General features: G+C 42.4%; 16 protein-coding genes and 1 pseudogene. 14 read left to right on the top strand and 3 right to left on the bottom strand.

Features of this window, described 5'->3' with window-relative positions; genetic code table 11:
• Positions 1-17: 17 nt before the first annotated feature.
• Positions 18-677, bottom strand: a complete 660-nt coding sequence (locus tag M516_RS0105165) for a zinc ribbon domain-containing protein (RefSeq protein ID WP_029098174.1) — start codon at positions 675-677, stop codon at positions 18-20.
• A 27-nt stretch (positions 678-704) separates the two neighbouring features.
• A complete protein-coding gene (locus M516_RS0105170; protein WP_029098175.1) occupies positions 705-1994 on the bottom strand; it encodes a flagellin N-terminal helical domain-containing protein in 1290 nt (429 codons plus the stop codon).
• 154 nt (positions 1995-2148) lie between these two features.
• Between M516_RS0105170 and M516_RS0105175 the strand changes: the two genes are divergently transcribed.
• The 14 genes from M516_RS0105175 to M516_RS26295 all read left to right on the top strand — a co-directional run bounded on the left by M516_RS0105175 (position 2149) and on the right by M516_RS26295 (position 14967).
• Positions 2149-2511, top strand: coding sequence for a helix-turn-helix domain-containing protein (locus tag M516_RS0105175; RefSeq protein ID WP_029098176.1), 363 nt, complete (start codon positions 2149-2151; stop codon positions 2509-2511).
• Positions 2512-2834: 323 nt separating this feature from the next.
• Positions 2835-3329 carry an antirestriction protein ArdA gene (locus M516_RS0105180; protein WP_029098177.1) on the top strand — a complete coding sequence of 165 codons (495 nt, stop codon included), beginning with the start codon at positions 2835-2837 and terminating at the stop codon, positions 3327-3329.
• A gap of 133 nt (positions 3330-3462) precedes the next feature.
• Entirely contained in the window at positions 3463-3702 is a 240-nt protein-coding gene (locus M516_RS0105185; RefSeq protein WP_029098178.1) for a hypothetical protein, read from the top strand.
• A gap of 261 nt (positions 3703-3963) precedes the next feature.
• Positions 3964-4149, top strand: coding sequence for a hypothetical protein (locus M516_RS0105195; RefSeq protein ID WP_029098180.1), 186 nt, complete (start codon positions 3964-3966; stop codon positions 4147-4149).
• A gap of 107 nt (positions 4150-4256) precedes the next feature.
• Entirely contained in the window at positions 4257-4874 is a 618-nt protein-coding gene (gene radC, locus M516_RS0105200; RefSeq protein WP_029098181.1) for a RadC family protein, read from the top strand.
• Positions 4875-4896: 22 nt separating this feature from the next.
• On the top strand, positions 4897-5493 hold the full coding sequence (locus M516_RS0105205) for a JAB domain-containing protein (protein WP_003392950.1): 597 nt from the start codon (positions 4897-4899) through the stop codon (positions 5491-5493).
• Between the two features lie 133 nt (positions 5494-5626).
• Complete coding sequence (locus M516_RS0105210; RefSeq protein WP_029098182.1) at positions 5627-6517, top strand: hypothetical protein; 891 nt, start codon at positions 5627-5629, stop codon at positions 6515-6517.
• Complete coding sequence (locus M516_RS0105215) at positions 6514-7347, top strand: hypothetical protein (protein ID WP_029098183.1); 834 nt, start codon at positions 6514-6516, stop codon at positions 7345-7347. Before M516_RS0105210 ends, M516_RS0105215 begins: the two co-directional genes overlap by 4 nt.
• Before the next feature lie 290 nt (positions 7348-7637).
• Positions 7638-8477, top strand: a complete 840-nt coding sequence (locus M516_RS0105220; RefSeq protein WP_029098184.1) for a recombinase family protein — start codon at positions 7638-7640, stop codon at positions 8475-8477.
• Between the two features lie 89 nt (positions 8478-8566).
• Positions 8567-10171, top strand: a complete 1605-nt coding sequence (locus tag M516_RS0105225) for a recombinase family protein (RefSeq protein ID WP_029098185.1) — start codon at positions 8567-8569, stop codon at positions 10169-10171.
• A 197-nt stretch (positions 10172-10368) separates the two neighbouring features.
• A complete protein-coding gene (locus tag M516_RS22745) occupies positions 10369-11535 on the top strand; it encodes a DNA cytosine methyltransferase (protein WP_035288983.1) in 1167 nt (388 codons plus the stop codon).
• A 66-nt stretch (positions 11536-11601) separates the two neighbouring features.
• Complete coding sequence (locus M516_RS24595) at positions 11602-13329, top strand: AAA family ATPase (RefSeq protein ID WP_193746941.1); 1728 nt, start codon at positions 11602-11604, stop codon at positions 13327-13329.
• 4 nt (positions 13330-13333) lie between these two features.
• Positions 13334-14638, top strand: a complete 1305-nt coding sequence (locus M516_RS25125; RefSeq protein ID WP_152523348.1) for a hypothetical protein — start codon at positions 13334-13336, stop codon at positions 14636-14638.
• 176 nt (positions 14639-14814) lie between these two features.
• Positions 14815-14967: a group I intron-associated PD-(D/E)XK endonuclease gene (locus tag M516_RS26295; RefSeq protein ID WP_171506743.1), complete on the top strand. Its 153-nt coding sequence runs from the start codon at positions 14815-14817 to the stop codon at positions 14965-14967.
• 124 nt (positions 14968-15091) lie between these two features.
• On the opposite strand, the pseudogene M516_RS25880 reads toward M516_RS26295, so the two are convergent.
• Positions 15092-15502, bottom strand: a pseudogene (locus M516_RS25880) (ATP-binding protein); the annotation flags it as partial.

Here is a 15502-nt window from a genome sequence, read left to right on the forward strand (position 1 = left end):
CCCTCATTAACTGGTGTTTATTCATTGAATTCATGACCGCAAAAACGGCAAATCTTTGCCCTTGCCTTTACAAGCTCGGCACATTTTGGGCATTCTTTCGTGTCTGCCGTAGATGCCGAATGATGTTGAATGGCCGACACTTCCTGTTCAATCAGTTCTTGCTGATTAAGCATATGGCGTTCGTATAGCTGGCGTTGATGAGACATTTCAGCTTGGTAGTAATCCTCCAAGTGTTTCAATTCCTCACGCAGTTTGGCAAGTTCAGATTCAATGGCTTCACAGTGTTTTGTCGCTTCTTTCTGATTCTCCATTGCCGTTCTGCGAATAGAAAGCCCTTTTCCGCGAAAAATTGCACCCAGGATTATGCAAAATACACCTACTACGCAAAAGATCATTCCAAAGAGCAAAACATCGTTTCTGGAATTTTCGGTAGCCATCATGATCCCGATCAGGCAGGCCAGTGATCCGATGATAAACCCGACCCAGCTAAGCAGGAGCAAAAACCCGCCGCCCAGTTCTCCTCCAATGCCCACGTTTCGATAGCGATCTAGTTCCTGCTCTTTTAACCGGATATCGTTGTTGATACTCTCCAGTTTAATCCTGTACTCTCGTTCCAGTTGCTCCAGCTTCATCTTGAAGGCGTCGGAGGTATTGATGGTTCTCACAAATTGTTGCAAGGGAAAGCCCGTCCTTTCTTACATAAACTATCGAAGCAGGGTTATGACTGTTTCCTGGGTATGGATTGCTTGTGCCAGCATGGCCTGGGATGCTTGTGATAGAATTTGGCTCTTCGTAAGTTCCATCATTTCCTTGGCCATGTCAGCATCTGTAATTCTTGATTCCGCCGCCGTAAGATTGACCCTGTAGTTCGATGCGTTGTTGTGAATATGTTCCAATGCGTTTTGATACGAACCAAACTTTGATCGCTCAGCGGACACTTTATTGATTGCCTCGTCAATCTTTCCAATCGCTTCTACCGCTTTCTCGGGCGGATCAAAAGCAATATCATCGATGCCAAGGGCTGTGGTACGGGCATCCGTTAACTTGATCTTGTATGTATCACCGGCATCAGGGCCAACCTGTAAGATCACGTCTCTGGATTGGTTGGGCAGAGTGGTGGAGTTGGGGTCTATCGTTGCTTCAAATTGAACAACGATTTCTGTCCATACGCCGCCTCCATCCGAGAAGTTGGGCGAGTCGGACAGGTCATTCCCCAGAATATTCTCTGGCGGCACTCCGACATAGGGAGTACCGGAGTAGGAAACGAGTTTCGTTGCGTAAACCTCTGTCTCCTGATATCCAGTGAGTCCGTTCACCCTGACTGCGGTGATATTGTTGCCAAATCCCCATGTCTCCGCTCGTGTCTTAAAGGTGTTGGTGGCAAGTTCAACAGAAAAATGATAAGGCTCACTCGACTGTGGAGGCGGGGCCGGAGTAGACCAGTAGACACCATTCACCAGATCGGCGATAGAAAAAGTTTCTTCGTAGATGGTGTTGATGCCGGATTGCTCAAAGATGGTGATGCTGACCGCATTGGCCAAATTGACAACGGTAAGTCCCGATGGTGGAGTATCTGACACGTTTAGTAAGTGGATTCCGTTGAAGTGGGTGTTGTTTGCGATGTCATTGATGGTGTTCTTGATTTGATCGATTTCTTCCTGAATGCGTAGTCTGTCGTCCGAAGTTAACGTCCCGTTGGCCGCTTGCAAGGCAAGCTCTCGTAATCTCTGAAGATTCGGATTCTGTATCTCGGCGAGACCCGATTCGGCCGTTTGTACAAGAGAAATGCCGTCCTGTATATTCCGCTCAGCCTGTTCCAAACCTCTAATTCGTGCTCTCATTCTTTGTGAAATGGACAGGCCTGCGGCGTCATCTGCCGCTTTGTTTATGCGGAGTCCCGAGGATAGTTTTTCAATTGAAATGGCAGTACTTTTATTGTTCCTTTGAAGTTTATTTAATGAAGTCAGTGCTGTAGCGTTATGATTTATCCGCAACTGACAGTCACCTCCAAAGCCTTAGCGAACCAAAAATTCACAGATACAAACTCATTATATTAACTTTATCGGTAAGAAATAAAGGTAAATTTACGTTTTGATAAGATAATATGTTTCTGATCAAATCTCTACTCTAGTGGTAGAGGTGATAGGCGTGTCAGATTTTTTGAAACTTGTCGGGGAGCAAATACGGTACATCAGAAAATCGAAGGGACTTACACAGGAGGCATTAGCTAATCAATGTGGTTTTCAATATTCGTATCTCTCCGACATTGAACGTGGTGAGCGAAACATATCACTAGAGACACTAGAGAAGATTATCAACGCATTAGGGATTTTGCCGATCGAGATTTTTAACTTCAAGCACGCCGATACCGACAATGAACTCATTGAAAAGCGTTTGGTCATTGAATCACTCCAAGCGTTATTGCATGATCGAGATGTTAGTGAAGTCAAATTCATTCACCGGGTCGCAAATGACTTTATAAATACCGTCGATCAGGCTAAAAACAGATAAACAATCGCGGCCCTATATAAGCAAAAAATGTAGACATTTTCTCTCGGCACCATGCCGTATTTTTGAACAGGGGGGCCTGCCGTTTCATGCCCTACCGGGTTCTATATGGACTGTGATCTACTGATTCATTGGTAGATCGCAGTCCTTTTTTGTTTTTGTCGCTCTGCTGATCGTGACAGCGAACAGGGAAGGTGAGATGCTTCCCACACTGAGAGGAGGTGAATCTGGATGATCAGGCAGTGATGTTTTGAATGAAAGAAGCAGTGTGGTTATTGGCGTGACTTTTTTGGTGAACAAAATTCGGTAAATCGGAGGGAGTCTGTATGGAGGTTAGAATTTACGTTGCCAATCTGGCGAAGTACAACGAAGGTAAATTGGTTGGCAAGTGGCTAACGCTGCCGCTGAGAAGTGAAGAGTTAGAGGAAAGGCTAAAGCAGATTCTGGGCGAAGATGAGGAATACGCCATTCATGATTACGAAGCACCATTCTCCATCAGCGAGTATGACAATGTGTTTGCGATCAATGAAGCCGCCGCCGTTTTGGCTCGATACGACAGCAGAGTTGTTATCGCTCTTTGTGAATGCGTGGACAACGTTGAAGAGGTTGTGCGGCTGTTGGAGAGCGGCGACTACAGTGTGTATTATGATGTGGACAACTTATGTGATGTCGCGGCTGAAATGATCGATGAAGGTTGCTTTGGTTCCGTTCCTTCCTCACTCGTTTGCTACATCGATTATGAAGGTATCGCCAGAGACTTGAAGATGGATGATTGGCACATTAATTACGAGCTGAGAGTTGCCGTCCGCCCGCATTCTTAATCACGCCGTTTATTTGTAACAAGGATTTGTGTAATGGTGCCTGCTTGAATCAAAGCGGGTTATTTGTCGTTGCGAAAAAAGCGAAAACGACGGGTTGCAAGACAACGGGACGATGAAAGGAGGTGAGATGACTATGAGGGATTTGTTGAAAAGGCTGGAGTTGAAACAGGTCGATCTGCTTGTCAGGGAACGGTTGCTGAGAAACTCTGACATGAACCACCCAAGAAACATGTTCAGCCTACAACAGGTTCGGGAGGAGCTTAAAACCCTGCAAATTAAATTGGATATGATCGACATCCTGCGGTCGATTGAACTCGAAACCAATAAGAAAGGAGCTGTAACACATGCAACAGAACAAAATGAATCTGTCTGATGACCTTGTAGTGTTGTTAAATCGGTTGGCTCTGAACGGAGACATTCGAATGGCCGGTCACGTCTTGCACGCATACGTCATCCGCTTCTGGAAGATTGAGAGGGATGTTGCAACCAGATTTGTCATTGGATACTTTGAAAAGCATTATCCAAAGCAGTTACAGCGGTATGTGAAAAAGAGAAGACAACGGAACTGAGTGGCTCTTCTGCACTGATTAATGGCAGGAGGGCAATTTTTTTATGTCCTTGGAGGGAGGTGAGGATGATGGAGAAGTGTGTTGATTTGCATGAGAAGAAAAAGTGGTTGTTGGCGGCGTTGAAGCATTTACGGAGTATCAAAGAGTTGCGTCCCGCTTGGGGGCGGCTTTATGCCCGCACTCTCGTCAAGCTGGTGCTAGTCGAGATGAAACTGGAGCAGTTAGAAAAACAAAAAGAGGTGCGACCATAAGGATCACACCAAAAAACTTTGCTGATTGTATTGTACAGGATTTCATTTCAACAACACAAGGAGGGTTCGCCGCCCTCCTTATTTTCATTTCACGGAGGTAATTGACGATGATTGATAGATTTGACAACAAGCCTGCTCTTGCCGATATCTTTTCACAGATTTTGCGGGAGAAGCCTGACAGTCACACCATTCGCACTTTGCTGACCAACTTTCCAACACTCCATGATTTGCTTCAGACCACAGAAGAGGAATTGAGAGCCCTTCCTCGCATCGGTGTAGTTAAGGCGAGAAAAATTATGGCCGCTTTAGCTAGTGCTCGAACTCTCTGCACTGAAATATCTCGTCCGCATGTTGTTCGTTCGGCCAAGGAAATTTACGACTTTCTCAAGGCTGAGATGATTTATTTACCTCAAGAACACTTTGTTGTTGTCGGTTTAGACAAGCGGAATCGGATTTTATTCTGGAAGGTAGTCAGCGTAGGAAGCATCGATGCGGCAATAGTTACGCCGAGACAGACCTTCCTTCCATTGTTAAAGCATTCACAAGTAGAGAAGGCAATATTCGTGCACAACCATCCTTCAGGTGATCCTACTCCATCAAGGGAAGATATAACCATAAGCAATACTCTCAAGAAAGTAGGAGAAATCATTGGCGTGGAAGTTCTCGATTCGATTGTTTGCGGCATGAATTCGTACTGCTCTTTAGCTGAGCAGGGATTTATGTAAATCTAGTCAGGAGGCGGAAAGCATGGCGAAACTCATCAAAAACCTAGTAAGCTCCCACATACTACGGGAGAGCGACTTGTTGACGATTCAAGCATTGTTACATCACTTTGATCACCCGAATCAACTTAAAGGGCTATCTCAAGAGGATTTATCTGAAATAGTCAGTTCATCTGCGGAAGGAAAACAGCTTCATGCTACCCTGAAACTTGCACATTTACTTTCTAACCCCGGCAGGCAGGATAGGTTCGTTATCCGCATGCCTAGAGATGCCTACCAGTATTGCAAGGAAAAGTTTGAGATGGTCGGCGATGGACAAGCGGTACTGCTGGCATTAACGACTAAGAATCATGTCCTGAGCCTAACTACTATTGATGAGAAAGTGATGGCCGACATCCCCACTTGCCAGCGATTTATCTTCCGCGAACTAATATTGCGGAACGCCGCTTCAGGGATACTGGTACACATCCTAAAGGAGGGCGACCTTAATCCTACTACTGAGCAAATCTCAGTGGCTAAAACAATTACTGAGGCCGGGGATGTGTGTGGCATATCGATTTTGGATATTCTTCATATGACAGGTTCAGAGTATCTTAGTTTCAAAGAAAAGGGGTGGGTATAAGAAGAATTGGTGGTATGGGAGTCGTTATAAGGTAACTGGCTCCCATTCCCATAACGACTAGTAGGCCTGATGTGGTCATGTTGAGTCTGTTCTGTTTAAATTAAAGTATAGGAATTGACTGGAGGAAGTTGCTGTGCAGATACCTAACTTTCAGAGCTATTTCAGAAACACCGGTGCGAGGAATAAGTTTATTCTTTCTCCATCGTGGTTCCCTTTTCAAAGACAGATATTAAGCGAGGTATATGGTGATTTTAAAGACCGTGACGCTTTTGTTATCTATCTATATTTGTGTAAACATTTTGACTACACATCCAAAAAGACATATCGATGCATTGATACAATTCACAAGGATCTGAAGTATAACTTGCCAACTGCACATAGACCGAAGTATTCAAGGAAGGTTCAGAATGCATTAGCCTGGCTTGAGCGAGAAGGTTTTATTAAACGTGTTAGTGGAAAACAGCAGTGGTTCCGCTCCACTATTCTTGTCGCTCCAGATTACCACTATGGTCAACAAAAATTCTATTCTTGTCATGAACTGAACTTTGATTTTGATGAGTTAAAAGCACATAACAAAGGCTACATTATGGTGCCAAAAACAGTATTAACAGAAAAAATGCTGGCTGACACAACCCTTGCCAAACGTCAGTGGACAATCACTAAGCTGAAAACAATTTTGCTACTGTACGCATATTGTTGGCTTGAATTTTACGGGGGAATCGATCCGAGAATCGTGCAAATCGATCAGCAAGGTAAAGTTGATCTTAATCCAGGCTTCTGTTATGCGTTAAAAGGTTCAACCACAGTGATATCGAGAACGGTTATTTCTTTGATAAAGGATGGTTTATTTATACCAGTTAGGTGTTGGTTTGAGGAAGGGATATACACGGGTGATGTAGGAACATATCAACCGAATTCAAATGCAAAAGTCGTTGAACGAATTGTGTTACGCCCGACCCATTTAATTCTTCATCAAGTCGAAACCGATGTTATGAAATCTAAAAAGGGGTATATGGAAATATGACGACAACATGGAGGAAGTTGAAAGTAAAGGTGGCAACCGAAATAGTTGAGTTTCTTCATGATGGATCATCTACAATAGAGATTTTGGGGGAGCCTCATTCTCAGTCGATTGAATACGATTCAACAAAGGAAGAAGGGATTCTACAATCCATTCAAATGATGGATTTTCAGGCAAAGGTCGCAATGCTGTTACGTGCGGAATTGAAGAGGATGGGTATGCTTCCCCCGCTTCCTGCTGAAAGGTATCGTGTTGAAATTGATGTTGTTTCCAGAAGGCCGAAGAAGGAGTTGCCATTAATCGAAGTAATGAAATCGGTTGTTGATGGAGTCAACAAAGAGATTATCGGGAATGACCGCAGTATTTATGAATGTTGCATCACAAACGCCGGGCCCCAAAATGTTCAAAGTCGTTCTACGCAACCTTTGGATAATCTGTCAGTTAGGATTTATCCATTGAGTGCGAATACAGGTTCACCTGTGGTTAGTTTTTCTGATGTTCCTATTTATATTGTCCCGAAGGAAGAGCCGCTTTTAATCGACTTCGACAATGACACACGTTGGGAGCCATACAATTGGGATTTGCAAAAAGACGTGGCGGAGACCCTACAGAACGATGGAATGCAACTTTCAGGAGTTGGCGGCCCCCTTCAGGTGAATATGACGTTCATCGGTGGAAAGGTTGCGGGTATGGACATCGATAACATGGCTAGGGTTTATTTGCCGATCCTTTGGAATCTCGGAGTTAACGAGGAGGAGGTAAACGCTATTCATTTGTACAAACAACCAGTACAAGGGCATCAACAGAGTAGTACATTGATTGTCTTACAATAGGTGTATACACGACCGAGAGCAGTAAAATCCTTGAGGCTCTAAGGTTAAATCGCTCTTTGATGTAGACCAAAGTATGAACATTTAATAGAGATTACTGAATGCTAGATGATACTATCTATCGCACTTGTCACATTAACCAATGTGATGAGTGCTTTTTTATTTACAGCGAATAAATCAATCAACGGTGAGAGGCGTTGAGCAGTAGAGAGGAGGTGAAGACATATGCTTGTTCAGTCTGTCGTATCTCTTCCAAATTAAAGATGAAAGGATACCGGAAAGGAGTAGTCAGTATGAATGTTGCAACATATCTCAGAGTTTCGTCAGAACAACAAGCCAACCGTGAATTGTCCATTCCGGCACAGAGAGAGGCGTTGAAGGCCTACGCTGATGCAAAAGGATGGAATATCGTTGAAGAATTCGTAGACGAAGCAAAATCGGCGAAGACGGCGGATCGCCCTGCTTTTCAAAGAATGATTGCTTTGGCTCAAAAGCCTGGCAAACTGTTCGACGCGATTCTCGTGCACAAGTTTGACCGCTTCTGCCGCAGACGTGAAGATCATATTATATACAAAGCCCTGCTAAAAAAGCAGGGTATTGTTGTGCTTTCCGCAACGGAACCAACAGACCCTGAAACCCCACATGGTGTCTTGCTTGAAGGAATGCTGGAGGTTATCAGCGAGTTTTATAACGTCAACCTGAAGCATGAGACACTGAAGGGGTTGAGAGAAAACGCAACCCAAGGTTTTCACTGCGGTGGGCGTGCTCCCTATGGATATCGTTTACGAAAGATCGGTAACAGAGTGACTTACGAACTTGGGCCAGAAGATGAGGTGCAGACGGTTAAAAAGATCTTCAGCATGGCTGCTGAGGGCATGGGAGGAAAGAAAATCGCACGTTTGTTGAACCAGCGATCGTATCCTCAAGGGAAAAAGTGGAGTCCTTCAACCGTATTGTCCATTCTAAGCAACGAAGCGTATCTCGGTCGGCGAGTGTGGAATAAGAGGTCTGACGGTCGTATAAATGATCAAGGCAAGTGGATTGTTACCGAGAAGAGTCATCCAGCCATTATTGATCAGGATCTCTGGAACGCCGCTCAATCATCCCTAATGACACGTAAGTTATGCAAGTAACCAAATATCGTTTTCATGCAGGTATGCCAAACAAAGGTGTACCTGCTTTTTTTATGCCCAAAAATCAACATACAAGGAGAGGTTGATCAATGAAAGTAGTCGCTTATGTTCGTGTATCGTCGGAGCGTCAAGCAGAAAAGGAATTGTCTATTCCCGCTCAATTGAAAGCCATCCAGCAATATTGTCAGGAGAAAGGCTGGATCATAGTTGGTGAGTACATTGAGAAGGCGAAGTCAGCAAAGACTGATAATCGTCCTGAGTTTCAGAAAATGATCGCATTAGCGAAGAGGCCAAACAGACCTTTTGATGCCATTGTAGTTCACAAGTTTGATCGCTTTTCGCGTAAACGGGATGATCACGTTATCTACAAAGCGTTACTTAACAAGTGCGGCGTTAAGGTGATATCCGTTACCGAACAGACAGAGGCGGAAACTCCACAGGATTTGCTTTTGGAAGGGATGCTTGAGGTAATCAGTGAATTCTACAACGCGAATCTTGCATCTGAGGTCAAAAAGGGAATGACGCAAAACGCGAAGCAAGGATACAACAACGGCGGTACACCTCCCTACGGATACCGTACCGAACATATTGCGTTGGGAGCCAGCAAAACAAAAGCGGTATGGGTACTCGGCCCGCGGGAAGAGATTGATATTGTTCGTTGGATTTTCCATCAGTATGCTTACGAAGGTTCAGGGTACAAGAAAATCGCCAATACACTTAATGAGAAAGGAGTACCCACACAGAAAGGCGGGAAATGGTCGGCAAGCACAATTCGGGCTATTATCTTCAATGAATCGTATATTGGCCGGAAAGTGTGGAACAAACAAGACTATCAAACGAAGGGGAAGAAGTGGAAAGACCGCTCTGAATGGATCGTAACCGAAAATGCACATCCGGCCATCATCACTGAGGAGTTGTTTAATCTATGCCAAAAGAGAGCGAAAGAAAGGAACAACGGCGGGGGTGAAACGCATAAGCCGTTCCAAACGAAGCCTAACTCTCCATTCTGGCTCAGGGGAATCTTTTACTGCGACAAATGCAACTCACGGATGGTCGGCCATTCGACATCGACAACCAGGAAATACGGCGGACAAAAGTATTACATCTGCGGTGGGTATATGCGAAAAGGTAAGGATTTTTGCCCTTACGTTGGTTGGCGGAAAGAACAGATAGAGAAAATCGTTGCTAATAAACTACGAAGTGCATTGCTCCGACTGACTTTTGATGACCAGATTGAAAGGGAAATTCACCAGTACCATAGAGACTCAAATAAACACATTGCCGCGTCATTAACAGGATTGGAAACGGAAATCAGTTTTCTGAAGAAGAGGATTGAGCAAATGCGGCACGAACTTCAAACAGGTGGTGGAAAAGCGTACTATGCGGATGTCATCACTGAAATGCAGGCAGAGTTGAAAGAGAAGGAAGCTGAGTATGCTCACAAGAAGAATTTGTATCAAGAGCTGACTCTTCCCGAAACTGCTATTGAATCAATTAAGCATGATATCAGAAACCTGATAAACTTGCTTAATGAAGAGGTGCCGAATCCTCAACTGCTTAATGAGTATGTCGGCAAATTTGTCTCTAGTGTGATGATTCAAAGGGAGACAAAGATGGTGCAGATAACAATGCATCTTAAGTATGGCGAGCAAGTGTTGTATCAAAAGATGATTGTTGCTGAATGGAAATGCTGAAATTAAGACACAGATTCGGGGGAGTTGTTCACTCCCTCGAATTTTCTTTATTACAAGACATACTCAAATTTAACCACCTTCATTTGATAAGAGAACTTTCGTATAGGAACATACGTTTGGTATACTGAAACTGAAGATCAGGATCCCACTCAAATAGAATAATGTGTTAAACTATATTGATATGGGGAGGCAGAATTATGGTTAAAAACACTCGAGACATTTCCAAACAACGCTATACTGTACTTAGCATGTTTAGTGGTTGTGGTGGAATGGATTTAGGCTTTCATAAAGCAGGATTTGAGATTGTTTGGGCCAACGATATAAATCCAGATGCATGTGAAACATACTCCAAAAATATTGGCCCGATAATTGAAGGTGATATTAACGATATTCCTGTCCCTGATATTAAAAACTTAGACGTTTTACTAGCAGGCTTTCCATGCCAACCATTTTCGAATGCTGGTAATAGAAAGGGAACCAATGAGGAACGGGGAACCCTATATAAGTCTACTCTGAAGTATGTTAGTGAACTTCGTCCAAAAATTGTTATGATGGAAAATGTGAGAGGATTACTCTCTATTAAAACAGATAAGGGTTATTTGATCCAAGAAATCTGTGAAGAGCTGAAAGGGATGGGATACGAAGTTCATTTTAAATTAGTAAACGCTTCGGATTATGGAGTACCACAGAATAGATTAAGGGTAATAATTGTTGGCGTCTCCTTAGAACATCAATTGGGTAAATTCCAGTTTCCTGCACCAATAGACGGCCTCGACTTATCTATCGGAAATTGTATTAAAGATATACCAGAAAATACACCTAACCAAGACCAACTGTTGCGTCTGAACCCGCAAGCTATAGCTCTAGGTAGTTTAGTTCCCGAAGGTGGCTCGTGGAAAGATATCCCATATGAACTGCTACCTGATCGACTGAAAAAAATCCGTGATAACATGGCAAAATATCGTTGGCCGAATTTTTATAGACGATTTCACCGCAATGAGATTGCCGGAACTATTACTGCGGCATTTAAGCCGGAGAATGCTGGTGTCTGGCATCCAATAGAGAATCGTGTTTTGTCAGCAAGGGAAATAGCGAGAATTCAGAGTTTTCCTGATGATTTTATATTTTATGGACGTTCTGTTAAAGCTATTTATGAAATGATTGGTAATGCAGTACCTCCAAAATTGGCAGAGGCCTTCGCAAAAGTCTTTATCAAAGTGCTATCCGGTGAAGATTGTTTGACTGGAGCACCAACAAGGTTGTTTTCCCAAATAAAAATTGGTAAAATCCCTGTCCGAGTTTCAGATCCAGAGGTAATTTACGATGGACAGGAAGAGTATGAGCAATTAGAATTTATCGTTTAACGAGAGTGGGCGATTAATATGTATTTTTCCCCAAAAACGTTTAATAATTTCTATCGGTTGTTACAAATGGAAAGCCAGGGGGGAAAGACCGGTCGGGAGCGAACCACCGGTCTAGCAGTCTTTTTAGCTTTGGACAAAATGCAAAAAATGACGTCAGAGGACGTAATCAATTTACATCCCGATTCTGAACAAAGAACTCACTTTACAAATGCGTTTGTAGAGTTATTGCTCATTGGGCAAAGAAATGAAGTGGAATATCAAGCTTCAGATTTAGGTTTTGTAGAATTGGGTGACCAAACCCTAGCAAAGAAGCTAAGCTCAAACTTTTTAACCGTTCCCTTAAAAAGAGGAAGTAGACAGGCCGAGGTCTATCCTTATCCGGGTAGACCGGCCCCTTTATTAAGTCTTGGGACTGAGATTTCCGGCTATGGTAAATGGGGAGTTACTAAGCATAGCCAGTGGGTAGATAATTTTGTTCGCTTCTTAGAAGGCAGGCGTTGTGAAAGCGATACTTTTCCTTTAATAGTTTTCTTATTACGAGAGAAACAATTGTCTGCCGCTTCCTCTGCTCATCCTCAAGATGCTCTGTTTTCGGCATTAAATACGCTTTTTACAGCAGAATTATCGGAATACCTAGTTACCCATGCCCAAATACCTGATGAATGGGGATCTCATGATTTTTTTACCGAGAGTTACGTATCAATAATAGATAATTTAGACTCTCGACTAATTAAAGAACAATCTTCTGAAAGCGATGCGGGTAACAATTTGGCTTTTACTTTTGATTACGACAATTCTGAAGGGGACATTAATTTTGATCAAGGTTTAATAAGAAGGATTATTGCCGCATTAAAATCTGGAAGTCACGTGATTTTGACAGGCCCACCAGGTACGGGAAAAACGACGATAGCTACATTCTTAGCATCGAGAATCAAGGGTCATGCAAATTATGAAACTTTTACTGCAACTTCTAACTGGACAGCGTTTGAAGTTCTTGGGGGATATCTTCCTGACCCAAGTAACCCACAGACCCTTCAATTCGAGGCAGGGTTTATTACTAAATGTGTTCGAGAAAATAAATGGGTTATTATTGACGAAATAAACCGTGCAGATGTTGATAAGGCATTTGGTGAATTGTTTACAGTTTTAACGGGAAAACCAGTTTACTTACCATACTACACTTTCGGACAGGATGAAGCAGGATTGTTACATAAAAAAAGAGTCGTTATTGTTCCAAGTAGTATGACTCATCTTATCAGTGAAGAAACTGAGCAATACGTTGTAAATGATGATTGGCGAATTATCGGAACGATGAATACGTTTGATAAGAGCAGTCTTTACCAAATGTCATATGCTTTTATGCGAAGATTCGCATTTATCGAAGTAGATCCCCCGTCTCCTGAAGAGATGAATTTATTATTGGACGAAAAAATTGGTGCTATGAATGTCCCTGAAAGCATCAAAAGTGAAATCCTAATATGTTTGAAAAATATGTTTTCATCAGGTTTAAACAGTATTGGTCTTGGAGTTGGAGCGGCTATTCCTCTAAATATTATTAAATACCTTGAGGAAAGAATTCAGTTAGAGACTGACCCGGATTATATTGCTGAGCAACTTAAAAAATTTATTCTTGAAGCGTTTTTCATGTACTTCTTCCCTCAATTTGAGGGAAGAAGAAGGTTACATGAAGATATAGTATCCGTTATTGTTTCATCACTAAATATTACCAAGCAAGAAGAGAAAGATCTGTTAGACAAGGAATTATCCAGTTGGACTGGAAATTCTATTGGGTGATAAGATGGCAACAACATTTAAGTTTGATGAGGAGTACTGGGGACGTGAAGTAAAAAGATATTTATTTGCAAGACTCGATTCATTATGGTCAAATGAGGGGCTGTCATACCAAGAGGTCTTAGATTTTATTCATGCATTAACGGATTCAACAGGTGAGGATCTGAAGTGGATCGCTACACTCTATCATATTAACCAGCCAAATGGTGCTTGGGATTATATTGTCCATGAATTGCCCGAATATCTGAATACTATTTCTTGGAGGACAGAACAATATAGAATAATATCTGATAGAGTGCGTGGAAGAATATTATGGAACCAAACATATCTACAAAGAATTTCTACCGGAAGATATAACACGTTTGTGCTACAGGATAACACAAAGAGTATTGATTCTGAAGAAAATCGACTTCTGGTTTATTATTTAAATGAACTAGCAAACATACAAATACCACATCATTGGAGTTATTCTGGATCAGGGAATCGTATTGGAGATAGACTAGTTCAGCTAATCGATACTTGCAGACACTTACTTCAATCAACTTATCTTCGGGAAGTGTCTTGGACGAATTCAATCTCTTCCCGAATGATATCTTTAGCTAAACGAAGTAAAAGTCCACTGTACGCTCGTTTAGCAGACCTTTGTATTGAGTATGAAAAATTGATATATAATCCTCGACTTGATACATTAAAAGATTTATTGTCACGAGGCTGGATTCAACCAAAACAGGAGGGAAGTACGGACGACTTATTTGAGTTGTATGTGTTAATAAGTAGCCTCAATGCCATTGAGTGTTTATGTAACGAATACTCTAGTGACGTAAAAACATTCTATAATATTATTAGGCCTGGTGGATCAAGAGTAATTGCCAAGATTAAGAGTTCGGATTTAGAAATAGAGGTTACGTATGACCGTTCCCCGAAAAATTTATTTGGTGTAGCTGAAGCAAATTCTGTCTATAGAAATATCTTAAGCTTATACACCGGGATAAATGGTAATTCCAGAAGGCCAGACGTACTTGTAAGGATAAAAAATCATGATAGAGAAATACGAGTTGTTATTGAGGCCAAGAATACAGATTCAGAAAGTAGTTATGCAAACGATAGTGTCTACAAAGCTTTGGGATACTTAAAAGATTACGAAGGTTTTTGGCGAGAAACGCAGTCCCCCAAAATTGTACTAGCCTTTCCCTACGGAGTTAAGGTTAAATCAACAAATGATTCTAGTTGGTTGGAGCAAGATTTATGTCTTGTGTCTGGAGACATAAAGAATCGTCTACAAGAAATATTTGTCCATCTAATTCAACAATAGTAGTTTCAAAAATGTGAAGGCAGTAATGTGTTTTTCCCTGCTAGATTCTAAGTGCAGGGATTATTTGCGTTTGAATGCTATTAAAGGGTATAAGTCGAGTTATATCTTCAGAAGACATGAAATATACGTATGTAATATTGAGGGGGGAGAGATGATGAGTGAGGTAGTCGAGCAAATTGGCTAATGCCAGGGAGGTTGTAATTGCGGGGAAATTGACGTTGCAGGGGTATACTGTGATCCGTCCGCTTTTTGGTGCATGCAGATATAGCCTAGTTGCCGAAAAGAATGGTCGTTTTGGCTTTCCTGTAACCATAGAAGGCAAGTATTGATGACACTATGTGTGATTGCTTCAAGAGAGATGCTTATGTATCGCTGTTTTCGGATGTCAACGCCGACTTTACTTTGACCCACCATCGCCGGTTTTGAATTGACCCACCCGGCGATTTTTGTTGGTTAGGTAGAAGAGGGGGAGCCGTAGGCTCCAGTCCTCATTTTTTCACGTAGTCGGTAACTGTTACCTCTAATATTGACGATGTGGGAATGGTGTAAGAGACGATCCAGAATAGCTGTAGCAAGTATCGGATCACCCATCAGTTCCCCCCATTCACCAAAACTCTTGTTACTGGTCAACAGAATACTCCCTCTCTCGTATCTTGCACTTACTACCTGGAAAAAGAGGTTAGCTGCCAAACTGTCAAACGGTAAGTAGCCAATCTCGTCAATAACGAGGAGCTTTGGTCGAATATAGATGCGGAGGCGTTTATCCAGCCTGTTTTCCGCATAAGCTTTTCGCAGATCCTCGATGAGATGCGAGAGACTGACAAAGTAAACGGATATCCCTTGCGAGAAAATAAATGGGTTATT

Source organism: Brevibacillus thermoruber 423, assembly GCF_000454065.1.
Classification (GTDB): domain Bacteria; phylum Bacillota; class Bacilli; order Brevibacillales; family Brevibacillaceae; genus Brevibacillus; species Brevibacillus thermoruber.

Coding starts and splice junctions, on each gene's coding strand:
- M516_RS0105180 (WP_029098177.1), top strand. CDS start 2,835: ATGGAGGTTAGAATTTACGTTGCCAATCTGGCGAAGTACAACGAAGGT.
- M516_RS0105185 (WP_029098178.1), top strand. CDS start 3,463: ATGAGGGATTTGTTGAAAAGGCTGGAGTTGAAACAGGTCGATCTGCTT.
- M516_RS0105195 (WP_029098180.1), top strand. CDS start 3,964: ATGATGGAGAAGTGTGTTGATTTGCATGAGAAGAAAAAGTGGTTGTTG.
- radC (WP_029098181.1), top strand. CDS start 4,257: ATGATTGATAGATTTGACAACAAGCCTGCTCTTGCCGATATCTTTTCA.
- M516_RS0105205 (WP_003392950.1), top strand. CDS start 4,897: ATGGCGAAACTCATCAAAAACCTAGTAAGCTCCCACATACTACGGGAG.
- M516_RS0105215 (WP_029098183.1), top strand. CDS start 6,514: ATGACGACAACATGGAGGAAGTTGAAAGTAAAGGTGGCAACCGAAATA.
- M516_RS0105220 (WP_029098184.1), top strand. CDS start 7,638: ATGAATGTTGCAACATATCTCAGAGTTTCGTCAGAACAACAAGCCAAC.
- M516_RS0105225 (WP_029098185.1), top strand. CDS start 8,567: ATGAAAGTAGTCGCTTATGTTCGTGTATCGTCGGAGCGTCAAGCAGAA.
- M516_RS22745 (WP_035288983.1), top strand. CDS start 10,369: ATGGTTAAAAACACTCGAGACATTTCCAAACAACGCTATACTGTACTT.
- M516_RS24595 (WP_193746941.1), top strand. CDS start 11,602: ATGGAAAGCCAGGGGGGAAAGACCGGTCGGGAGCGAACCACCGGTCTA.
- M516_RS25125 (WP_152523348.1), top strand. CDS start 13,334: ATGGCAACAACATTTAAGTTTGATGAGGAGTACTGGGGACGTGAAGTA.